Raw genomic sequence first — 21,834 nt, 5'->3', positions numbered from 1 at the left:
ATCTGGAAGCGTGCGAGAAAGCGAAATGAGTGTCTATCAATACGACGTCGTTGTGATCGGAGGTGGTCACGCAGGTTGCGAAGCGGCCAGCGCAGCAGCCCGCGTCGGCGCGCGCACTGCCCTGGTGACGCATCGGCGCGACACGATCGGGGTCATGTCCTGCAACCCTGCGATTGGCGGTCTTGGTAAAGGCCACCTGGTCCGGGAGGTGGATGCGCTGGACGGTCTCATGGGTCGTATGGCCGATGCCGCGGGTATCCAGTTCCGGATGCTGAATCGCAAAAAAGGCCCGGCAGTCCGCGGCCCGCGCACCCAAGCCGATCGGAAGCTCTATCGGGCCGCAATGCAAGCAGCAATCGAAGCTATTGATAATATCGAGGTTATCGAAGGTGATGCCTTTGATCTTGATATATCAGACGGCCGCATCACGGGCGTCGTCATGAAAGATAGCCGGATTCTAAGCTGCGGCGCCGTCGTTCTTACGACAGGTACCTTCTTGCGCGGGCTTATTCATATCGGGGATAAGAAGATCCCGGCGGGCCGTGTCGGCGAAGATCCGTCTCTCGGTTTGTCTGGAACATTGTCGCGCCTGGGGCTTCGGCTCGGCCGCCTCAAGACAGGCACGCCAGCCCGTCTTGACACAAAAACGATTGATTGGGCATCTGTCGGCCGACAGGGCGCAGATGAAGAGGTAACGCCATTCTCATTCATGACCGGTGCAATTACGAATCCCCAGATTGAATGTGGGGTAACGCGCACCACGGCTGCCACACATAAACTCATTCAGGACAACCTGCATCGTTCGGCAATGTATTCCGGGCAGATCGAGGGCGTTGGACCGCGTTATTGTCCGTCAATCGAAGACAAAATCGTGAAGTTCGGCGAGCGGGACGGGCATCAAATTTTCCTCGAGCCAGAAGGCTTGGACGACGATACCGTCTATCCCAATGGCATTTCGACGTCGCTGCCGGCAGAGGTGCAGGATGCTTTCATCCGTACGATACCGGGCCTTGAAAAGGTTTCTATCATCCAACCTGGCTATGCGATCGAATATGATCACGTCGATCCGCGTGAGCTGACGCCTGCTCTCGAAGCGAAGCGAATGCCGGGGCTTTACCTCGCAGGGCAGATCAACGGAACGACTGGTTACGAGGAGGCAGCGGCCCAAGGGCTCGTGGCGGGTCTTAATGCCGCGCGCCGGGCAGGCAACCAAACACCGGTCTATCTGAGCCGCACGAACTCCTACATCGGCGTCATGATTGACGATCTGACGTCTAGGGGCGTTGCCGAGCCCTATCGCATGTTCACCTCACGCGCGGAATACCGCCTTTCTCTGCGTGCGGACAACGCAGATATGCGGCTCACTCCGATTGCGGACGAGATCGGATGCCTGGGAGAGGCTCGTCGCACCAAATTCCACGAATACAAAGGAGCCCTTGATGGTGCGCGAGAACAGCTGAGGGCATTGCATATTACGCCGAATGATGCCCGGCAGTATGGCTTGAAGATCAATTTGGATGGGCAGAGGCGTTCGGCCTACGAGCTCCTCGCCTACCCCGATTTCGACATGGGGCTGCTGTCAAATGTATGGCCCGAACTTCAAGCGTTGAGCAAGCCGATCGCGCGGGCCGTTGAGATCGAAGCTTCATATGCCGTCTATATGCGCCGGCAGTCTTCGGATATTATTGATATCCAACGTGACGAGAATCGCCTCATCCCAGACGATTTCGACTACTCCACGCTTGCTGGCCTTTCGAATGAGCTCAAGCAGAAGCTTGGCAGGCAGCGACCGTTCAGTGTCGCTCAAGCTGCAAAGATTGATGGTATGACGCCCGCGGCTATCTCTCTTCTGCTCGTTCATTTGCGAAAGATAGAGGCTGCACAGCGGTCGGTCGCCTAACACACGTTTTGAGAGTCTTCCATGGAGTTGAACGGTCAAAGTGTTTCACGTGAAACACAAGACAGACTGGAGCATTTTGTTGCTCTCTTTAGCAAGTGGTCCAAATCCATCAATCTCGCCGCTCCCTCGACGTTGAATGATGCATGGCAAAGACACGTCGCCGACAGCGCTCAAATCTTTCAATTGAGTCCCGGCCCAAAACGGTGGGTGGATATGGGTAGCGGCGGCGGATTTCCCGGCGTGATCACCGCTATCTTTCTGGCCGAGCTTGGTGATGGATGGGCTCATCTTATTGAAAGCAACAACAAGAAAGCGTCTTTCCTCAGGTTGGCCCTTCGCGAGACGGGCGCACGCGGTTCTGTGCATTCGATCCGCATTGAGGATGGACCGGATATTGTCCCGTCCTGCGAGGCTATCTCCGCACGGGCCCTCGCCGATCTCGATAAACTATGCGACTTTGCGGAGCCCTGGATGCTTCGCAATAGAAATACCCGTGCATTTTTTCATAAAGGCCGGGATTACGCTGCTGAAATTGCCAAGGCACGTGGTCGATGGCGTTTTGATCTGCTAGAACACCGAAGCGTTGTCGAGCGAGATTCGGTCATTCTCGAGATCTTCAATCTCCAACGCTTGGTTTAACAGTTCGGATGATGCGGCCATGGCCTTTGAACGAAACCGGATTATTACAATAGCAAATCAAAAAGGTGGTGTTGGAAAGACGACCACCGCCATTAATCTGGCGACCGCGTTGGCTGCCATCGGCGAACGAGTCCTGATCGTCGACCTGGACCCGCAAGGTAACGCAAGCACTGGTCTCGGGATCGATCGGAAAGATCGCAAACTCTCTTCTTATGATTTGCTGATTGGCGAGGCCGGGGTGACGGAGGCGTCTTTGCCCACAGCTGTCCCAAATCTTTCGATCGTGCCATCGACAATGGATTTGCTCGGTATCGAAATGGAAATCGCTCAGCAGAGCGATCGGGTATTCAAGCTCCGCAAGGCACTCACAACTCCTCAAGCCTTTGAATTTACTTATATATTGTTGGACTGCCCGCCTTCTTTCAACCTGTTGACGATGAACGCAATGGCTGCGGCACATTCCGTTTTGGTTCCGTTACAATGCGAATTCTTCGCATTGGAGGGGTTAAGTCAGCTCTTGGAGACGGTTGATCAGGTGCGGCGAACGGTAAATCCGCGTTTGGAAATCCAGGGTATCGTGCTGACGATGTTCGATGCGCGAAACAATCTTGCCCAGCAGGTGGTGAGCGACGTTCGGACGCATCTCGGCGAGAAAGTTTATCACACGCTTATCCCGCGCAATGTCCGGGTTTCCGAAGCGCCCTCATATGGTAAGCCTGCGATCCTTTATGATTTGAAATGCGCCGGTAGCCAGGCATATCTTCAGCTGGCCTCCGAGGTCATCCAGCGTGAACGCCAGCGTCTCGCCGCTTAAGCTTCAAGTGAGTATTGCAATGAATGACGATATATCGAAGAGACGTTTAGGTCGCGGACTTGCTGCGCTGATCGGCGAAATGGATCAGCCGGTGCCTGTCGATGGTGAAAAGAGCGGTGTAAGTGCAGACCGTCTCATCCCGATCGAATTTGTCAGCCGGAACCCGCGCAATCCGCGGCGCTTTTTTGATGATAGCGAGTTGCACGATCTTGCCAGCTCTATTCGCCAGCATGGCATCGTCCAGCCAATCGTTGTTCGTACGCTTGCAACAAACCAATATGAAATAATAGCCGGCGAAAGAAGATGGCGCGCTGCCCAGCTCGCGGGCCTTGTCGAAATTCCGGTGATCATCCGCGATGTCGACGACAAGACGGCGCTAGAGATTGCGATCGTCGAGAATGTTCAGCGATCGGATCTCAACCCCCTCGAAGAGGCGTTGGGTTACGAGCAGCTTATCGCCGAATACGGCTATACTCAGAACGACCTGGGCGAGATCATCGGCAAAAGCCGAAGCCATGTCGCAAATTCTCTGCGCCTGCTCAAGCTTCCAGAGCCTGTCCGTGACTTTCTTGCCGCCGGCAGTCTGTCGGCGGGGCATGCACGTGCACTGGTTCCAACATCGGATCCGACGGCCCTTGCCCGCACGATCGTCTCGAAGGGAATGTCCGTCCGCGATGCCGAAAAGCTCGCGCAGAACGATATCAAGGCGCAATCCGAGCCGCAGCGTGCGGCTGCTCCACGTGATCAGAAGGATTCTGATACACTGGCGCTCGAGCGCACGCTTTCCGATACACTTGGCCTTGATGTTACCATCAATCACAAGTCCAGCGGGGGCCAGATCCGCATTGCCTATAAATCGCTGGAGCAGCTTGAAGAAATCTGCCGGCTCCTTGAGCGGCGGTAAACCTTAGCCTTTTCGCCCGCTTTGAAGCGTTGTGGACAGCAATGTTTGCAGCGCGATGCTGTCCTCCAGGCTCTGACGCCTTCTTGTCTGCAGGATCGCCGACTGCAGCCTGCTTGTTTCACGGCTGATGGCGTCGGCATTCCAGGTGCGTAGCGCCTGTTCGATAATCGGTTTGCGCCGGAAATGTAGATGGCGACCATGGGTCTGCATAACCTGAGCTGTCTGAAGCCGCTTTTCGTCCATTTCTGCGCGCATCGCGTCCAGAAGCTGAAACTGTTTCAGGCAAGCTTGGATGACGAGGAAGACAGCCGTCTTGGATGTCGTGATCTTCTGCATGGCATGCAGGAAATTCCCGGTGTTTCCGCTTAAAATGGCGTCCACGGCGTCGTCGACCGAAATGGCGCTGGCGTCGCCGATAATCTCGGTCACATGATGTTCCTCGATCGTCTCCATGCCGCGGCAGTAGAGGGCGAGTTTTCTGACCTCATTGCGTGAAGCGATGCGATCACCGCCGATTAGTCCGATCAAAGCCTGCCGTGCGGCAGGCGTGATGCGCAGGCCTTCCGATGCCAACTCATTGTCGATCAAACCATTCAAGGCGCGTGCATCATCCGAATAACAGGGGATCGCAACGATGCTGCGCGTGCCTTCGGCAAGCTTGCGAAGAAGAGAGCCCTTCTTCAGATCTCCGGCTTCGACGATGATGGACGTTGCGTCGAGCGGCTTTTGGGAAAGGTGGTCGAGGGCGTCGACCAGATATTTTTCATTCGCCGCGCCCCGTACCCAAAGGAGTTTTTCTCCTCCGAAAAGCCCGATAGTACCCGCCTCATCCAGCAGGCGCCCGGGATCCTTCTGTAGGTCGCCGATGTCGAGTTTGACAAGCGAAAAAGGATCATCCAGAGCAACGCTGCTTTTACCGGCTATTTGCCCCGCCCGTTCGGAAACCAGGCCACGATCCGGCCCGTAGATGACGAAGATGCGGTAGGCGGAAACCGAACGTTGAAGAAAGCCTTCAAATTCGTGAGATTTAATTTCCGCCACACCCTTTTCCTCAGCGACCGAGCGCGCCGGCAATATCCAAGCCGACAAGCTCGGCAGCCTCGCGTGCCGCGCGGTTCTCGGCATCGCGGATTGCGCGCTGCTTGGCAAACTGTTGGATCGGGAAATCGACAAGCGCCGTGGCGTAGCGGTTACCCGACTTGATGACCTGGCCGTCCGCCGTCGCCTGCAGCGTGTAATCCACGCTGACGGTCACGCGACCGGCGCGCGACTCGTCGGAAGATTCGACAAGAAGTGCGTCAACGACATCAGACCGCACATGAAGCTCTACCTCGTAGGCCGGCTTGACGGGCTCGCCGGCGCCGCGCGTAGCAAGGAAGATCAGTCGGTTGCGAACTTCCTGTTCGACACGAGTCGTTGCGTCCGAAAAACCGACGGAAGCGAGCTTCCCGGCAACTCCTGACGTTTCCGAGTAAAGGGGACGAACCTGGCAGGCGGAGAGCAAGGCCGCAAACGCAAGGACGGCGGTGATTGCGGCGCCGCGTGCGAGCCTGGGAGCGATATCAAACGACAATGTTCACAATCCTTTGCGGAACCACAATAATTTTCTTCGGCGCCTGACCGTTCATCGCATTGATGACGGCGTCGAGTTTCAAGACCGCCTGTGTCACGGCATTCTGATCTGCGTCTTTAGAAATTGTCAATTCGGCGCGTTTCTTGCCATTGATCTGGACCGGCAACACGACGTCATTCTCCACGACCAGAGCTTCGTCATAGACGGGCCAAGGGGTGCGGGCGAGCATCTCGCTGTTGCCAAGCGCCGCCCAGCATTCTTCCGCCAGGTGCGGCGTCATGGGTGCAACGAGCTGAACCAGAATTTCCGCCGCGTTACGAACAGCGGCGCAATAGGCGACGTCGCCCTCGCCTGCGGCTACTTTCGCCAGCGGGCCTGACAAAATATTCACGAGTTCATAGATGCGCGCGACGGCCTTGTTGAACCAAAGCTTGTCGTAGTCGTTCTGGACAGCCTTCAAGGTTTTATGGGCTGCCTGGGAGATCGAAAGCGCATCTCCATCCTTAGCCGGATTCGGCGATATGGAAGCCAGGGCTTCGGATGCTTCGGAAATCAAGCGCCAGAGGCGCTGCGTGAAGCGATGTGCCCCTTCGACACCTGCTTCTGACCAGATCACATCACGCTCGGGCGGTGAATCCGAGAGAACGAAGAACCGCGCCGTGTCAGCGCCGTAGGAAGCTATGATGTCATCCGGATCGACGACGTTCTTCTTGGACTTCGACATTTTCTCGATCGATCCAATTGAGACCTCCTCGCCCCCTTCCAGCAGGAAGGCGCGACGTTTGCCCTCGATCTCTTCGATACGGATATCTGCAGGCGCCACCCAGTCGCGGATCATGCCCGAACCGCGGCTGTAAGTCTCATGGACGACCATGCCCTGGGTAAAGAGGCCCTTGAATGGCTCCTTGACGTCAACATGGCCGGTCTCGCGCATCGCACGCGTGAAGAAACGCGAATAGAGCAGATGCAGAATGGCATGTTCGATGCCGCCGATATACTGATCGACGGGAAGCCAACGGTTTGCGACGGCCGGATTGGAGGGGACACCTTCCCAAGGTGCCGTAAAGCGCGTGAAGTACCAACTCGAATCGACGAAGGTGTCCATCGTGTCCGTTTCGCGCCGTGCGTCCTTGCCGCAGGTTGGGCAGGCGACATGCCGCCAGGTCGGGTGGCGGTCGAGCGGATTGCCTGGCTGATCGAAGGTTACGTCTGCCGGCAGCTTCACGGGCAGGTCCTTCTTCGGAACCGGCACGACACCGCAGGCATCGCAATGGATGACCGGGATCGGGCAGCCCCAATAGCGCTGGCGCGAAATGCCCCAGTCGCGCAGGCGGAAATTCACCTTGCGTTCGCCCTGTGGCACATTGCCGAGCATCGTGCCCGACAGGCGGTCGGCAACGATCCTGAAGGCTTCGTCCGTCGGTTTGCCGTCAAGGAAGCGGGAGTTGATCATCACGCCGTCGCCGTCGTAGGCGGTGTCACCGATCGTGAAGGTTGCGGCATCGCCGTCCTTCGGCATGACCACCGGAACAATGGGCAAACCATATTTGCGCGCGAAATCGAGGTCTCGCTGGTCGCCGGACGGGCAGCCGAAAATAGCGCCCGTGCCATAGTCCATCAGCACGAAATTCGCGATATAGACCGGAAGTTCCCACGATGAATCAAGCGGATGTTTGACCCGGATACCGGTATCCATGCCCTTCTTCTCGGCCGTCTCAAGAGCTGCCAGCGAGGTGCCAGCCCGGCGGCATTCTTCGCAGAAGGCTTCGAGAGCTGGATTTGCCGCGGCAGCATCCTTTGCCAGGGGGTGGTCAGCTGCGATCGCAAGGAACGAGGCGCCAAACAGCGTGTCGGGACGTGTGGTATAAACCGTCACCTCGGTTTCGCCGGCAGGCGCCGTCTGCGGCACGATTTCCCAGCGGATCATCAGACCCTCGGAGCGGCCGATCCAGTTCTTCTGCATCAGACGAACTTTCTCGGGCCACTGGTCGAGTGTATCCAGAGCGTCAAGCAGATCCTGGCTGAAATCGGTTATCTTGAAGAACCACTGCGTGAGTTCCCGCTGCTCGACCAGAGCACCCGAACGCCAGCCGCGGCCGTCGATAACCTGTTCATTGGCAAGCACGGTATTGTCGACCGGGTCCCAATTGACTTTCGACTGCTTCCGGTAGACCAGGCCTTTCTCCAGGAAATCCAGGAAAAGATGCTGCTGATGCTGGTAGTATTCCACGTCGCAGGTGGCAAATTCCCGGCTCCAATCGAGCGAAAGCCCCATGGCCTTCAACTGCGATTTCATCGAGTCGATATTCTGGTAGGTCCAGGACGCCGGATGGACGCCGCGCTCCATGGCAGCGTTTTCCGCCGGCATCCCGAAGGCATCCCAGCCCATCGGGTGCAGGACATTGAAACCCCGGGCCCGCTTGTAACGGGCCACGACGTCACCCATGGCGTAGTTGCGCACATGGCCCATGTGAATTCGGCCCGACGGATAGGGAAACATTTCAAGGACATAGTATTTTTCGCGCGGATCGGCGTTGTCGGTCTCAAAGACCTTCGCCTCGTTCCATTTTTGCTGCCAGCGGGGCTCGGCATCGCGCGGATTATAACGTTCGGTAGCCATGGTATTCGAATTTCCGGAAAATCAGGGGAGGTTGGTGGTGACCTTCACCATGAAACCGCTGTAGCGTCAAGTTTTGCGGGTACTACAAGCGTCCCTCCCTCGCAGCAAACTGCTTTTTGGCAGACAGGGCCTTGGCAAGAATGTCAGGCGCGGTTAGTGCATGCCATCCGCCTTATGCGGACATGTCGGGATAAGATAATGGAACTTCAAGAGCGGTTGAACGATGTTCGCGCGCGCATTTCGGCAGCCGAGCGTCAGTCTCAGCGTCCTGCCGGATCGGTTCAACTCGTTGCCGTGTCGAAGACCTTCGATGCGGAGGCCATCCGCCCCGCGATTGCGGCTGGTCAGCGCATTTTCGGCGAGAACCGCGTTCAGGAAAGCCAAGGCAAATGGCCGGAACTCAAGACCGAGACGCCCGGCATCGAGCTGCACCTTATCGGGCCGCTGCAATCGAATAAGGCAACCGATGCCGTTGCGCTCTTTGATGTCATAGAAACCGTCGATCGTGAAAAGATCGCCCGCGCAATCGCCGGGGAAATGAAACGGCAAGGCAAGACCGTTCGGCTCTATGTCCAGGTTAATAGCGGTTTAGAACCGCAAAAGGCCGGTATTGCGCCCGCCGATACACCCGCATTCGTCGATTTCTGCCGGAATGAGCTCGGCCTTTCGATCGAAGGCCTGATGTGCATTCCCCCAGCCGAGGAAAATCCCGGTCCGCATTTTGCTCTGCTGGCTAAGATCGCAGGAAAATGCGGTGTAGAAAAACTCTCCATGGGCATGTCCGGGGACTACGAAACGGCCGTGGCCTTCGGTGCGACGAGCGTGCGCGTCGGGTCCGCCATTTTCGGCGCGCGTTAGTCCTTCTGCTTTCGTCGGGCTTCCGGTCCAGCCTCCCCTCGCCTAAACTCGCCACACGGCGTGCATGTCCTGGGGAGGAGCAAATGCAGAGCAGCTATCATCAGGTCTATGCGAGCTGGAAGAGCGATCCGGAAGCATTCTGGCGCGATGCTTCAAGAGCGATCACCTGGTTCAAGGAGCCGCAGCGGGTCTTCTCGCCATCACAGGGCGTTTACGGCCGCTGGTTCGCAGACGGTGAGACCAACACCTGTTACAATTGCCTGGACCGCCATGTGTTGGCAGGCCGCGGCACGGAAACAGCCATCATCTTCGACAGTGCCATGAGTGGCGCCAAGGCACGTTTTAGTTACGAGGAAGCGCTTGGCGAAGTGCAGGCAATCGCGGCGACCTTTCAAGCGTTCGGCATCGGCAAAGGCGATCGTGTCATCATCTACATGCCGATGGTGCCCGAAGCCATTTTCTCCATGCTTGCCTGCGCTCGCATCGGCGCCATCCACTCCGTGGTTTTTGGAGGGTTTGCTGCCAACGAACTTGCGGCTCGCATCGATGATTCAGGCGCAAAGCTCGTGGTCACTGCCAGCTGCGGATTGGAGCCCGGCCGTGTCGTGGCTTACAAGCCGCTTGTCGATCAGGCCATCGCTGCGGCGAAATCAAAGCCCGCACATTGCCTCGTTCTGCAAAGGCCGCAACTGACGGCCGAACTTGTGCCTGGGCGCGATCATGCTTTCCAAGAGGCCGTAGCGCTTCACCATGGCAGGAGCATTCCTTGCGTAGCCGTCAAAGCGATCGATCCGCTCTATATCCTTTACACATCCGGCACCACCGGTCAGCCGAAAGGCGTCGTCCGCGACAATGGCGGGCATATGGTCGCGCTGCACTGGTCGATGGCGAACATCTACGCAATGAAACCCGGCGAAGTTTTCTGGGCAGCCTCCGATATCGGCTGGGTGGTTGGTCATTCCTATATCGTCTATGCGCCGTTGCTTGCGGGTGTGGCGACTGTAATCTTTGAGGGCAAACCCGTCGGCACACCCGACGCCGGCGCGTTCTGGCGCGTGATTTGCGAATACGATGTGCGTGTTCTCTTTACCGCTCCGACAGCCTTCCGCGCAATTCGCCGGGAAGATGCCGATGGCGAGTTCGTGCGCCACTATTCGAACCCGCATTTCCGGGCGCTTTTTCTTGCGGGTGAGCGAGCCGATCCCGAAACTCTCAAATGGGCGGAAAAGATGCTTAAGGTTCCCGTCGTCGATCATTGGTGGCAGACGGAAACCGGCTGGCCGGTCGCTGCAAATCCACTCGGTCTCGGTGGGCTTCCAGTAAAGCACGGATCAGCGTCCGTGCCGGTGCCTGGTTACGAGATCCAGGTTCTCGACGACGCAGGACATCAGGTGCCACCCGGCACGCTCGGCAACATCGTCGCCAAGCTGCCCTTGCCGCCGGGCTGTCTGCCGACACTCTGGAAGGCAGACGAGCGTTTTCGCACGGCATATCTCGAGGAATTTCCGGGATACTACAAGACAGCGGACGCCGGTTATGTGGATGACGACGGCTATCTGTTCATCATGTCGCGCACGGACGACATCATCAATTGTGCGGGCCACAGGCTTTCGACAGGAGCAATGGAAGAGGTCTGCGCAAAGCATCCGGATGTTGCAGAGTGCGCCGTCGTCGGTATTGCCGATCCGCTCAAGGGGCAGGTGCCTTGCGGCTTCCTTGTGCTCAAGAAGAACGTCACGAAGGCGAAGGCAACGATTGAAGCAGAGGTCGTCAAACTGATTCGCGACCAGATCGGTCCGGTGGCCGCATTCAAGACGGCGATTGTCGTCAAACGTCTGCCGAAGACCCGTTCGGGCAAGATCCTGCGTGGCACAATGCAGAAGATCGCGGACGGCGAACCATGGAAAATGCCGGCGACCATCGACGATCCGGCCATTCTGCATGAAATCGCGGAGGCCTTGCGCAGCAGGGGTTTTGGCTCGCTTCCAATGTAGGAAATTACCTATTCGGTAAGATTCGTTGACGAGATGTAACCAGCGTTGACGAGTTGTTAACCATGTTTTCGCTAGGTTCGGCGCACGGACACCTGTTGCAGGTGAGCATGAAGCACCGCCGCTCTCGGCCTCGGCCGGAATGCCCTTTCACCCAAGCGAATTGGACAAAAAGCGATGTCAAGCATTCTAACGAACACTGCCGCAATGGCGGCACTGCAGACCCTTCGCGGTGTAAACCAGAGCCTCAAGGAAACCCAGGACCACGTTTCGTCCGGCCTGCGCGTCGGCAAGGCCGCTGACAATGCCGCTTACTGGTCGATTGCAACGACCATGCGTTCGGACAACAAGGCGCTTTCGGCTGTTTCCGACGCTCTCGGCCTCGGTGCCGCCAAGGTCGACACGGCCTATGCCGCGATGGACAGCGCCATCGATATTGTTTCCGAAATCAAGGCCAAGCTGGTTGCCGCTACCGAAAAGGGCGTCGACAAGGCCAAGGTTCAGGAAGAGATTTCCCAGCTTCAGGCTCAGCTGCTGAGCATTGCTCAGTCTGCTTCCTTCTCCGGTGAGAACTGGGTCGCCGGCGAGGGTACGAAGAGCGTCGTTTCGACCTTCGTTCGCGATGGCTCGAACGCTGTATCCGTCAAACAGACTGAATATATCCTCGACGATACCTCGGTCGGCAACGTCCTGTTCGGCATGAGCGGAGGCCTGATCGAAACGTCCACGGGTATTATCGGCACCTCGAACGGTACGATCGGCTCCGTCTATAAGATGGACATCACCAATTTCACTACAGATGACGTCGGTCTTGCGCTGACGGCTGTCGAATCCGCTCTGAAGGCGATGACCAGCGCCGGTGCACAGCTCGGCTCGATCTCCACTCGCATCCAACTGCAGGAAGATTTCGTCTCGACTTTGAGCGACTCGATCGACTCCGGCATCGGCCGCCTTGTCGACGCCGACATGGAAGAAGAATCTTCCAAGCTGACCGCTCTTCAGACGCAGCAGCAGCTTGCAATCCAATCTCTGTCGATTGCGAACTCGGCATCTCAGAACATCCTGTCGCTCTTCCGCAGCTAAACGCGGCAACAGCAGAAAACAAAAGACCCGCCGGATCGCTCCGGCGGGTCTTTTCGCTTTATGCAAACAGGTCAGAAGCGATCGTCTTCGTCTTCATCCTTATCCTTGGAGGAAGACTTCAGAGACTTGAGCTTGGCAAAGACGGCATCGGCGTCGATTTCGCGCTCTTCTTCGCGTTCGAAATTCGGGCTCATGCGCTCAGTTTCCTGGGCGGACTGCAGCGTGGCGCCGAGTTCGGCGGCGGTCGGCAGTGGCCGGCCCCTGGATGCCTTTTCCACTTCCATATCGAGGTCGATCTGGCTGCAGAGGCCGAGCGTGACCGGATCCATCGGCGTCAGGTTGGCCGAGTTCCAATGCGTGCGTTCACGAATCTGCTCGATCGTCGATTTCGTCGTGCCGACGAGGCGTGAAATCTGAGCATCCTTCAGCTCTGGGTGATTGCGAACGAGCCAGAGAATGGCATTCGGACGGTCCTGGCGCTTGGAAACAGGCGTGTAACGCGGACCACGGCGCTTGGATTCGGGAACGCGAACCTTCGGCTCCGAGAGTTTCAGCTTGTGGTTCGGGTTTGCTTCGGCGCGGGCGATTTCATCGCGTGAAAGCTGGCCGGTCGAGATCGGGTCCAGGCCCTTGATGCCCTGCGCTGCCTCGCCGTCGGCAATTGCTTTCACCTCGAGCGGATGCAGCTTGCAGAACTGGGCGATCTGATCGAAAGACAGCGCCGTATTGTCGACGAGCCAGATGGCGGTCGCCTTCGGCATGAGCAATTGTTGAGCCATGGATATAGTCCTTCTGTCGTCCGCGCCGGTGTCGCGGTCCGTGGATATCACCATAATATCCGGAAATATGGCGCTATATAACTGGAGTGACGCAGAATTGCAATTGATCAGGAATGAAATGACCTTTGTCTAATTGCCGGGTGCTTTTGACCTGCTATGAATGCCTAAATCGAGTTCCGGTGATCGCCCTTGCGCAGTTAGCCGGTGCCTGTGTTGAGGAGGAGTCACATGTCGGAAAAGATCCATCCGGTTACGAAACTGGTGAAGAGCCATGCCCTGATCGATAAGGCCAAGTATGAGAAATGGTACGAGGAGAGCATCGAGAACCCGGACAAATTCTGGGGCAAGCACGGCAAGCGGATTGACTGGTTCAAGCCCTATACGAAGGTCAAGAACACGTCCTTTACCGGGAAGGTCTCGATCAAGTGGTTCGAAGACGGCCAGACGAACGTTTCCTACAACTGCATCGACCGGCACCTGAAAACGCACGGCAACCAGGTCGCCATCATCTTCGAAGGCGACAATCCCTATATCGACAAGAAGATCACCTACAACGAGCTCTACGAGCATGTCTGCCGCATGGCGAACGTGTTGAAGAAGCATGGCGTCAAGAAGGGTGACCGCGTCACCATCTATATGCCGATGATACCCGAAGCGGCCTATGCCATGCTCGCCTGTGCCCGCATCGGCGCCGTGCACTCTGTCGTCTTCGGCGGGTTCTCGCCGGAAGCGCTTGCCGGACGTCTCGTCGACTGTGGTTCGACGTTCATCATCACCTGCGACGAGGGCGTTCGCGGCGGCAAGCCGGTGCCGCTGAAGGACAATGCCGATACCGCGATCCACATCGCGGCCCGCCAGCATGTGACGGTCGGCAAGGTCCTCGTCGTGCGCCGGACCGGCGGCAAGACGGGCTGGGCTCCCGGCCGCGACCTTTGGTACCACCAGGAAGCGGCGACTGTGAAAGCCGAGTGCCCGCCTGTGAAGATGAAAGCGGAGGATCCCCTGTTCATCCTCTATACCTCTGGCTCCACCGGCAAGCCGAAGGGCGTCTTGCACACGACGGGCGGATATCTTGTCTATGCGTCGATGACGCATGAATACGTCTTCGACTATCACCATGGCGATATCTACTGGTGCACGGCCGATGTCGGCTGGGTGACCGGCCATTCCTATATCGTCTACGGTCCGCTTGCGAATTGCGCGACGACGCTGATGTTCGAAGGCGTGCCGAACTTTCCCGACCAGGGCCGCTTCTGGGAGATCATCGACAAGCACAAGGTCAACATCTTCTATACCGCTCCGACAGCGATCCGTTCGTTGATGGGCGCCGGCGACCATTTTGTCACCCGCTCGTCCCGCTCGTCCTTGCGCCTGCTCGGGACGGTCGGCGAGCCGATCAACCCGGAAGCTTGGGAGTGGTACTACAATGTCGTCGGCGATGGCCGTTGCCCGATCGTCGATACCTGGTGGCAAACAGAGACCGGCGGCATCCTGATCACGCCGCTGCCTGGTGCGATCGACCTGAAGCCGGGTTCAGCGACCGTCCCGTTCTTCGGTGTGAAGCCGCAGTTGGTCGACAATGACGGCAAGGTGCTGGAAGGCACTGCCGACGGTAACCTGTGCATTACCGACAGCTGGCCCGGGCAGATGCGCACGGTCTATGGCGACCATGAGCGCTTCATCCAGACCTACTTTTCCACCTACAAGGGCAAGTATTTTACCGGCGACGGCTGCCGCCGCGATGAAGACGGCTACTACTGGATCACCGGTCGTGTCGACGATGTGCTGAACGTCTCCGGCCACCGCCTCGGCACGGCCGAGGTGGAGTCCGCGCTCGTCTCGCATAATCTGGTTTCGGAAGCCGCGGTCGTTGGCTACCCGCATTCGATCAAGGGACAGGGCATCTATTGCTACGTCACGTTGATGGCCGGCAACGAAGGATCCGATGAGTTGCGCCAACAGTTGGTGAAGCATGTTCGCACGGAAATCGGCCCGATCGCATCGCCGGACAAGATCCAGTTTGCGCCCGGCTTGCCGAAGACCCGTTCCGGCAAGATCATGCGCCGTATCCTGCGCAAGATTGCCGAGGACGATTTCGGCGCGCTCGGAGATACGTCCACGCTTGCCGATCCGGCGGTCGTCGATGACCTCATTGCCAACAGGCAGAACAAGGTAACCGCCTGAAATCAGAGCGGCTCCCGAAAACCAGGGAGCCGCTTTTCAGTCGTGCCGGCACGGACGGCGCGCAGCTTGCGTGCGCCGTCGTATTCACGGGCATGGCCTTCCGACAGCATATCTTTGGCTCCAACAGCATATCTTCGGCCGGATTCCGATCGTCTGAAAGAACCACGTTGGCGACAATCCAGCCAGAATATTGGCCCCTTTATCAACGCATGCGCGGTAAACCCGCCGTCAATCCTTGCCGTGCGTCGACTCCAGGCCGGTGCAGGAGAACCGCGAAGACTTCAAGGGCGAGAAGACTAGGAATATTTACTTAAAAATCGATCGCACGGCCGTTGATCTCGTAGTCGCCGAAGCGCGCTGGCTCGGCTCCTCCCCGTCCACCGATCTCCGGTGGCAGATCCAGGGGTTTCTGGTTCCTGCGTCGTTCTTCGGCTTCGGCAAGCGCGCGTCTGGCAGCGGGTGACAGAGCCTTGCGCGGTAGTACTGCTCCTTCTGCCACAGTGCTATCTACATTGTCGTTGTCCGCTGGCTGCAATTGCGTCTCCCGCCGGAAATATTGAAAATGGCTGGCGAATAACCAAATCATAGTGCGCCGGCGGCTTGATTGAAACCCTTTTGCCGCAGATGGGAGATGGAGACCTCGATGAACCTCGTTCGCACTGCCATGTTGCTTGCCTTCATGACGGCCCTGTTCATGTTCGTCGGATTCCTGATCGGTGGCCGCGGCGGCATGATGATCGCCTTCCTGATCGCTGCGGGCATGAATTTCTTTTCCTACTGGAATTCGGACCGGATGGTGCTTTCTGCCTACCGGGCGCAGGAAGTCGATGAGCGCAACGCGCCGGAATTCTTCCGCATCGTTCGCGATCTTGCGCGAAATGCCGGCCTGCCCATGCCGAAAGTCTATCTCTACGACAATCCGCAGCCGAATGCCTTTGCCACGGGCCGCAATCCGGAGAATGCCGCCGTCGCGGCCTCGACAGGGCTGCTCAGCGCGCTCTCGCCGGAAGAGGTGGCGGCTGTGATGGCGCATGAACTGGCGCATATCCAGAACCGCGACACGCTGACGATGACGATCACGGCGACGCTTGCCGGCGCAATCTCGATGCTCGGTAACTTCGCCTTCTTTTTCGGCGGCAATCGCGAGAACAACAGCAACCCCTTCGGTTTCGTCGGCGTGCTTCTGGCGATGATCGTAGCGCCGCTCGCCGCCATGCTTGTGCAGATGGCGATCAGCCGGACGCGCGAATATTCTGCCGACCGGCGCGGCGCCGAAATCTGCGGCGACCCCCTTTGGCTCGCTTCCGCGCTCGGCAAGATTGCCCGTGGCGCGGCGCATATCCCGAACTATGATGCCGAGCGCAATCCTGCGACGGCGCATATGTTCATCATCAATCCCCTCTCCGGGGAACGGATGGACAATCTGTTTTCGACGCACCCGAATACGGAAAACCGTATTGCAGCACTTCAGGAAATGGCGGGGAACGGTATGAATGGCTCGACGGCGACGGTTCGCGCTGGTAATCCGTCGCGCAGATCGCGCTCGGTTCCGAATACGGGTATTGGCCGCGGTGGTTCCCAACCGCCAAAAGGGCCCTGGTCTTGAATTCAGACGGCAGAAACAAGCCATTCAACAAAAAGAAACCGCCTGCAGAACGCCTCGCGGTCAAGCCGGGCCTAGAGGCGCGTGCGGCCGCAGCGAAGATCCTCGCTGCCGTGATTGACCGCAAACTGCCGCTAGATGGTGCATTGGATCACGAACACGGGAATCCCGCATATAAGGCACTCGGGGAGAGCGATCGCGCATTGGTTCGCGCTATTCTCAACACTGCGCTCCGTCACCTGCCCCGCATCGATGCCGCGATTGCTTCTCTATTAGACTCGCCGTTGCCGGAAGGCGCGCGCGCACTCCATCATGTGCTTGCGGTTGGAGCGGCGCAGATCCTTTATCTCGACGTCCCCGACCATTCGGCGGTCGATCTTGCCGTCGAGCAGGCAAATCAGGATCCTCGCAATCGCCGCTTCGCAAAACTGGTGAATGCGATCCTGCGACGTCTTGGCCGCGAGAAGGAGAAGGTCCTCGAAGACATCGCGAAGATTTCGCCGATGCCGGCTTGGTTTATCAACCGTCTTGAAAAGGCTTACGGGAAAGAGGCCGCCGCGGCGATCGCCGAATCTCAGCTCGAGCCCGCGGCAATCGATCTCACCGTGAAGTCGGATGCGGCAGGCTGGGCAGCAAGGTTGAATGGGGAAGTCCTGCCGACCGGTGGTGTGCGTCTCGCAGCCTTTGATGGCACTATCCCCTCCCTTGAAGGTTTCGATCAAGGCGAATGGTGGGTGCAGGACGCCGCGGCAAGCATTCCGGCCAAGCTCCTTGGCGACCTGTCTGGCAAACGCGTCGTCGATCTTTGCGCCGCACCCGGCGGCAAGACCGCACAACTCATTCTCGCCGGAGGTAGCGTCACTGCGATTGATCAATCCGAAAGCCGATTGAAGCGCCTACGCTCCAATCTCGATCGCCTCGCTCTCAAGGCAGAAACGCTCACGACGGATCTTGTGAAATACCAGCCGGGCGAACCGTTTGACGCCATCCTGCTCGACGCCCCCTGCTCCTCGACGGGCACGACGCGCCGTCATCCGGATGTTCTCTGGACGAAGGGGCCCGAGGACATCGCAAAGCTTGCTGGCGTGCAAGAACGGTTGCTTCGCCATGCGCTGACGCTCCTGAAGCCTGGCGGTACTCTCGTCTTTTCAAATTGCTCGCTGGATCCCGTCGAAGGCGAGGATGTCGTCAGCCGCATCTTGGCGGACACACCGAATGTCGAGCGCGTCCGGATCGACGCTGCTCGATGGCCCGGTTTGGAAATAGCGATCAGTCCGCTTGGCGAATTCCGGACGACCCCCCCCATGCTGCGAATGCCCGCAACGGTCGCTTCAGGTCTTGACGGTTTTTACGCTGCAGTGCTGCGGCGTGTTGCCTGATTGCATGGACCTTCCCTAGATTTCGTTTCTGTCACAATTAATGCAGTCTTACCGCTGAATGCGGCCCTCATTCACCTATTCTTAATCATGAGGTCAATAGACAATAGAATATGCAGTCCGGCCGGCGGTTTTCGAGTTTGTATGTTCGGGAGGCTTGGCGCCGCATGTCGCGGCGCATCGCATCGCTGCGCCTTCGCCTTTTCCGCCATACAATCCAAGTGCCCGAGAGGCTTATCGTTGCGCCGACCGATCTTCGCGCCATCGATCCTCATATCGCCGAGGAGATCATGAATGGCCGCTTTGCTCTGGCAGGACGCCTTCTGGAGACGAACGGCAAGTCGCCCTTCGGCTTTACGCTTCCCTCACGCGCTTTTGCCAGCCGTTTGCATGGGTTCGGCTGGCTTCGTCATATGCGTGCCTACAAAAGCGATCAAGCTTGCGCGGTTGCCCGGGGGATCGTCGATAGCTGGCTCTCGTTGCATGCTGGCCGCATGGAAGGCATTGCCTGGGAACTCGATGTCGCTTCACAGCGAGTGATTGCCTGGCTCTCGCATTCGCCGGTCGTGCTGCAGAATGCTGATCGCGGCTTTTACCGCCGTTTTATGAAGTCTCTGGCGTTTCAGGTTCGCTACCTGCGACGTATGTCGGCTTTCGCGCCGGCGGGGGAAGTTCTTTTCCGCCTGCGGATCGCCCTCGCCATGGCTTCAATTGCAATGCCAGCGCGACCAGGTGTGCTGCGCAAGGCTGCCCAGGCGCTGGATAATGAATTCGATAGCCAGATTCTACCCGACGGCGGGCATATCTCCCGCAATCCACGCACAGGCCTAGAATTGCTTCTCGATCTCCTACCGCTGCGGCAGACCTATGTGAATCTCGGTCACGATCTGCCGCAGAAGCTGATTTCAGGCATCGATCGCATGTATCCGGCGCTGCGCTTTTTCCGCCACCACAATGGCGATCTCGCGCTCTTTAACGGCGCGACATCGACGCTTGCCAACGAGTTGATGTCGGTTCTGCGCTATGACGAAACGGCCGGCCCACCGTTCAAGGCAATGCCGCATTCGCGCTATCAACGACTTGCGGCGGGAAATACCATTTTGATCGCCGATACCGGCCCTCCCGCAGCAGGCCCCCTGTCGCGCACGGCGCATGCGGGCTGCCTTTCCTTCGAAATGTCGTCGGGTCGTCATCGCTTTATCGTCAACTCCGGCTCACCGAAATTCGCTGGCCGCCGCTATGTGCAGATGGCCCGCACGACCGCGACCCATTCGACCGTGACACTGAACGACACCTCATCCAGCCGCTTCTCGGCCTCGGAATTTCTCGGTTATGTCATGACGGATTCGGTGAAGACCGTTAGCGTCGAGCGCGCTGAAACCGACGACGGACGCGATGGCATCAAGGTCAGGCACGACGGCTATCTGAAAAATTTCGGTATGCTCCATGAGCGCGAACTGACGCTAAATGCTGCAGGCTCCATCGTCACTGGCCGTGATCGGCTGGTGCCGCAAGGCGAGCGCGTCATTGACGAGCCTCTTCGTGCGGCCGCGCGCTTCCATATCCATCCGGCCATAAATGTGAAGCAGAGTGATCGCGAGTCCGTGTTGCTGACAGCGCCTGATGGCGAAAGTTGGCTCTTTTCGTCGCCGGGGAACGAAGTTCTGATCACTGAAGATATCTTTTTTGCTGACGCCTCCGGCATCTGCGGTTCGGACCAGATCGAGATCGACTTCGTTTTTGCCGAGAAGCCGGAAATTCGCTGGTTTTTGTCCCGCAAGAGCTAGTCGCCGTTTGCGCAGCGGCATAGCTCGTGCTAACGCGGCGCCATTATCCTATACGTCCCTTGCCGGATGTCTCCCGAAGCCCGAACGGAGAAGGTTCATGGCCGTCACTTCCAAGAAAATCCCCGCCCCTGATAAGGTCAAGGTCAAAACCGCGCTACTCTCCGTCTCCGATAAGGCGGGTATTGTCGAGCTTGCCCGCGCGCTTTCCGAAAAGGGCATCCGCCTGCTTTCGACAGGCGGGACGCACAAGGCTATCACAGCCGCGGGTTTGGCTGTCACCGACGTTTCCCAAGTCACCGGTTTTCCGGAAATCATGGACGGCCGTGTGAAGACGCTGCATCCGACGGTCCACGGCGGTCTCCTGGCAATCCGTGATGACAGCGCGCATCAGGAAGCCATGAAGGCGCATGGTATCGAAGGTATCGATCTTGCCGTCATTAACCTCTATCCATTCGAGGATGTGCGTGCCGCCGGTGGTGATTATCCCACGACGGTCGAGAATATCGATATCGGCGGTCCGGCAATGATCCGTGCCTCTGCCAAGAACCATGCTTACGTTACGATCCTCACCGATCCTGCAGATTACCCGGAACTGCTCGAACAGCTTTCGGCCGATGCAGGCCAGACGAGCTATGCGTTCCGCCAGCGTATGGCAGCCAAGGCGTATGCCCGCACCGCTGCCTATGACGCGATGATCTCCAACTGGTTCGCTGAAGCGCTTTCCATCGATACGCCGCGCCATCGGGTGATCGGCGGCGTTCTGAAGGACGAGATGCGCTACGGTGAAAATCCACATCAGAAGGCGGCTTTCTACGTTACCGGTGAAAAGCGACCGGGTGTTTCGACGGCGATGCTGCTGCAGGGCAAGCAGCTCTCCTATAACAACATCAACGACACCGATGCGGCCTACGAACTCGTCGCTGAATTCCTGCCTGAAAAGGCACCCGCCTGCGCCATCATCAAGCACGCCAATCCTTGCGGCGTTGCCACGGGGCCAAGCCTTGTCGAAGCCTACAAACGGGCGCTCGCCTGCGATTCCGTTTCTGCGTTCGGCGGCATCATTGCGTTCAACAGCACGCTCGATGCGGAGACCGCGGAAGAGATCATCAAGCTCTTCACCGAAGTGATCATCGCTCCGGATGTAACCGAAGAAGCCAAGGCGATCGTTGCGAGGAAGCCGAATCTGCGCCTGCTTTCTGCCGGCGATCTGCCCGATCCGCGTGCCGCTGGCCTGACGGCGAAAACAGTCTCCGGGGGCCTGCTGGTCCAAAGCCGTGACAACGGCATGATCGAGGATCTGGAGCTGAAGGTCGTGACCAAGCGCGCGCCGACACAACAGGAACTGGACGACATGAAGTTTGCCTTCAAGGTCGGCAAGCACGTGAAATCGAATGCCGTGGTTTACGCCAAAGATGGCCAGACGGCCGGCATTGGCGCCGGCCAGATGAGCCGTGTCGATTCCGCCCGTATCGCTGCCCTGAAAGCCGAGGAAGCCGCCAAGGCACTGGGTTTGCCTACTCCGATGACACGCGGTTCTGCGGTTGCTTCGGAAGCGTTCCTGCCGTTCGCCGATGGTCTCCTGTCGATGATTGCAGCGGGTGCGACGGCAGTCATCCAGCCGGGTGGTTCGATGCGCGACCAAGAGGTGATCGACGCTGCCAACGAGCACGACGTCGCGATGGTATTCACCGGCATGCGCCATTTCCGCCATTGAGCGGATAGA

The 21,834-nt window shown here is 58.1% G+C and carries 17 protein-coding genes; 12 read left to right on the top strand and 5 right to left on the bottom strand.

What is annotated here, in order from left to right; translation table 11 throughout:
- The first annotated feature begins 25 nt into the window (after nucleotides 1–25).
- Genes mnmG through ISN39_RS18995 form a run of 4 tightly spaced genes read left to right on the top strand, consistent with a single transcriptional unit; the run spans nucleotide 26 to nucleotide 4,257 of the window.
- Nucleotides 26–1,900, top strand: coding sequence for a tRNA uridine-5-carboxymethylaminomethyl(34) synthesis enzyme MnmG (gene mnmG / locus ISN39_RS19010; protein ID WP_194728509.1), 1,875 nt, complete (start codon nucleotides 26–28; stop codon nucleotides 1,898–1,900).
- A 21-nt stretch (nucleotides 1,901–1,921) separates the two neighbouring features.
- The gene (gene rsmG, locus ISN39_RS19005) at nucleotides 1,922–2,539 is read left to right on the top strand and encodes a 16S rRNA (guanine(527)-N(7))-methyltransferase RsmG (protein WP_194728508.1); all 618 of its coding nucleotides are present in this window, start codon (nucleotides 1,922–1,924) and stop codon (nucleotides 2,537–2,539) included.
- Between the two features lie 19 nt (nucleotides 2,540–2,558).
- Nucleotides 2,559–3,353, top strand: coding sequence for a ParA family protein (locus tag ISN39_RS19000; protein WP_194728507.1), 795 nt, complete (start codon nucleotides 2,559–2,561; stop codon nucleotides 3,351–3,353).
- 19 nt (nucleotides 3,354–3,372) lie between these two features.
- Nucleotides 3,373–4,257 (top strand): ParB/RepB/Spo0J family partition protein, encoded by an 885-nt coding sequence (locus tag ISN39_RS18995; protein ID WP_194728506.1) that lies wholly within the window; start codon nucleotides 3,373–3,375, stop codon nucleotides 4,255–4,257.
- A 3-nt stretch (nucleotides 4,258–4,260) separates the two neighbouring features.
- Here the strand turns inward: ISN39_RS18995 and holA are convergent, their stop codons facing one another.
- The 3 genes from holA to leuS are packed head-to-tail and all read right to left on the bottom strand — an operon-like array spanning nucleotide 4,261 to nucleotide 8,450.
- Nucleotides 4,261–5,298, bottom strand: coding sequence for a DNA polymerase III subunit delta (gene holA, locus ISN39_RS18990; RefSeq protein ID WP_074070093.1), 1,038 nt, complete (start codon nucleotides 5,296–5,298; stop codon nucleotides 4,261–4,263).
- A 10-nt stretch (nucleotides 5,299–5,308) separates the two neighbouring features.
- Entirely contained in the window at nucleotides 5,309–5,830 is a 522-nt protein-coding gene (lptE, locus tag ISN39_RS18985) for an LPS assembly lipoprotein LptE (protein WP_194728505.1), read from the bottom strand.
- Nucleotides 5,820–8,450 carry a leucine--tRNA ligase gene (gene leuS, locus ISN39_RS18980; RefSeq protein WP_194728504.1) on the bottom strand — a complete coding sequence of 877 codons (2,631 nt, stop codon included), beginning with the start codon at nucleotides 8,448–8,450 and terminating at the stop codon, nucleotides 5,820–5,822. Before leuS ends, lptE begins: the two co-directional genes overlap by 11 nt.
- Nucleotides 8,451–8,648: 198 nt before the next feature.
- Here leuS and ISN39_RS18975 point away from each other — a divergent pair, with 198 nt between their 5' ends.
- From ISN39_RS18975 to ISN39_RS18965, 3 genes are all read left to right on the top strand, one after another.
- Nucleotides 8,649–9,308 carry a YggS family pyridoxal phosphate-dependent enzyme gene (locus ISN39_RS18975; protein ID WP_194728503.1) on the top strand — a complete coding sequence of 220 codons (660 nt, stop codon included), beginning with the start codon at nucleotides 8,649–8,651 and terminating at the stop codon, nucleotides 9,306–9,308.
- An 83-nt stretch (nucleotides 9,309–9,391) separates the two neighbouring features.
- A complete protein-coding gene (locus ISN39_RS18970; protein WP_194728502.1) occupies nucleotides 9,392–11,302 on the top strand; it encodes a propionyl-CoA synthetase in 1,911 nt (636 codons plus the stop codon).
- A gap of 174 nt (nucleotides 11,303–11,476) precedes the next feature.
- Complete coding sequence (locus tag ISN39_RS18965) at nucleotides 11,477–12,382, top strand: flagellin (RefSeq protein WP_092586560.1); 906 nt, start codon at nucleotides 11,477–11,479, stop codon at nucleotides 12,380–12,382.
- Nucleotides 12,383–12,453: 71 nt separating this feature from the next.
- Here the strand turns inward: ISN39_RS18965 and ISN39_RS18960 are convergent, their stop codons facing one another.
- Nucleotides 12,454–13,161, bottom strand: a complete 708-nt coding sequence (locus ISN39_RS18960; protein WP_022719513.1) for a DUF1013 domain-containing protein — start codon at nucleotides 13,159–13,161, stop codon at nucleotides 12,454–12,456.
- 228 nt (nucleotides 13,162–13,389) lie between these two features.
- Between ISN39_RS18960 and acs the strand changes: the two genes are divergently transcribed.
- Nucleotides 13,390–15,345 carry an acetate--CoA ligase gene (gene acs / locus ISN39_RS18955; protein ID WP_074070087.1) on the top strand — a complete coding sequence of 652 codons (1,956 nt, stop codon included), beginning with the start codon at nucleotides 13,390–13,392 and terminating at the stop codon, nucleotides 15,343–15,345.
- Nucleotides 15,346–15,655: 310 nt separating this feature from the next.
- Here acs and ISN39_RS18950 read toward each other — a convergent pair whose 3' ends face one another.
- On the bottom strand, nucleotides 15,656–15,880 hold the full coding sequence (locus tag ISN39_RS18950) for a DUF1674 domain-containing protein (RefSeq protein WP_194728501.1): 225 nt from the start codon (nucleotides 15,878–15,880) through the stop codon (nucleotides 15,656–15,658).
- A 108-nt stretch (nucleotides 15,881–15,988) separates the two neighbouring features.
- Between ISN39_RS18950 and htpX the strand changes: the two genes are divergently transcribed.
- The 4 genes from htpX (at nucleotide 15,989) to purH (ending at nucleotide 21,825) form a co-directional block, all read left to right on the top strand.
- On the top strand, nucleotides 15,989–16,951 hold the full coding sequence (gene htpX, locus ISN39_RS18945; RefSeq protein WP_194728500.1) for a zinc metalloprotease HtpX: 963 nt from the start codon (nucleotides 15,989–15,991) through the stop codon (nucleotides 16,949–16,951).
- Nucleotides 16,942–18,327, top strand: a complete 1,386-nt coding sequence (locus ISN39_RS18940) for an RsmB/NOP family class I SAM-dependent RNA methyltransferase (protein WP_074070086.1) — start codon at nucleotides 16,942–16,944, stop codon at nucleotides 18,325–18,327. The genes htpX and ISN39_RS18940 overlap by 10 nt, the downstream gene beginning before the upstream one ends.
- A 110-nt stretch (nucleotides 18,328–18,437) precedes the next feature.
- Nucleotides 18,438–20,111: a heparinase II/III family protein gene (locus ISN39_RS18935; RefSeq protein WP_194728499.1), complete on the top strand. Its 1,674-nt coding sequence runs from the start codon at nucleotides 18,438–18,440 to the stop codon at nucleotides 20,109–20,111.
- Between the two features lie 97 nt (nucleotides 20,112–20,208).
- Nucleotides 20,209–21,825, top strand: a complete 1,617-nt coding sequence (purH, locus tag ISN39_RS18930; protein WP_194728498.1) for a bifunctional phosphoribosylaminoimidazolecarboxamide formyltransferase/IMP cyclohydrolase — start codon at nucleotides 20,209–20,211, stop codon at nucleotides 21,823–21,825.
- Nucleotides 21,826–21,834 lie beyond the last annotated feature (9 nt).

The organism is Rhizobium sp. 007, assembly GCF_015353075.1.
Lineage (GTDB): Bacteria > Pseudomonadota > Alphaproteobacteria > Rhizobiales > Rhizobiaceae > Rhizobium.
The sequence above is the reverse complement of the archived record's forward strand: the minus strand, read 5'-3'. Positions and strand labels throughout refer to the sequence as shown.

Excerpts from the sequence above, each read along its gene's own strand:
- leuS (WP_194728504.1), bottom strand. The coding sequence starts at position 8,450 with ATGGCTACCGAACGTTATAATCCGCGCGATGCCGAGCCCCGCTGGCAG.
- ISN39_RS18960 (WP_022719513.1), bottom strand. The coding sequence starts at position 13,161 with ATGGCTCAACAATTGCTCATGCCGAAGGCGACCGCCATCTGGCTCGTC.
- ISN39_RS18975 (WP_194728503.1), top strand. The coding sequence starts at position 8,649 with ATGGAACTTCAAGAGCGGTTGAACGATGTTCGCGCGCGCATTTCGGCA.
- rsmG (WP_194728508.1), top strand. The coding sequence starts at position 1,922 with ATGGAGTTGAACGGTCAAAGTGTTTCACGTGAAACACAAGACAGACTG.
- purH (WP_194728498.1), top strand. The coding sequence starts at position 20,209 with ATGGCCGTCACTTCCAAGAAAATCCCCGCCCCTGATAAGGTCAAGGTC.
- ISN39_RS19000 (WP_194728507.1), top strand. The coding sequence starts at position 2,559 with ATGGCCTTTGAACGAAACCGGATTATTACAATAGCAAATCAAAAAGGT.
- ISN39_RS18995 (WP_194728506.1), top strand. The coding sequence starts at position 3,373 with ATGAATGACGATATATCGAAGAGACGTTTAGGTCGCGGACTTGCTGCG.
- acs (WP_074070087.1), top strand. The coding sequence starts at position 13,390 with ATGTCGGAAAAGATCCATCCGGTTACGAAACTGGTGAAGAGCCATGCC.
- mnmG (WP_194728509.1), top strand. The coding sequence starts at position 26 with ATGAGTGTCTATCAATACGACGTCGTTGTGATCGGAGGTGGTCACGCA.
- ISN39_RS18965 (WP_092586560.1), top strand. The coding sequence starts at position 11,477 with ATGTCAAGCATTCTAACGAACACTGCCGCAATGGCGGCACTGCAGACC.
- ISN39_RS18970 (WP_194728502.1), top strand. The coding sequence starts at position 9,392 with ATGCAGAGCAGCTATCATCAGGTCTATGCGAGCTGGAAGAGCGATCCG.
- ISN39_RS18935 (WP_194728499.1), top strand. The coding sequence starts at position 18,438 with ATGCAGTCCGGCCGGCGGTTTTCGAGTTTGTATGTTCGGGAGGCTTGG.
- htpX (WP_194728500.1), top strand. The coding sequence starts at position 15,989 with ATGAACCTCGTTCGCACTGCCATGTTGCTTGCCTTCATGACGGCCCTG.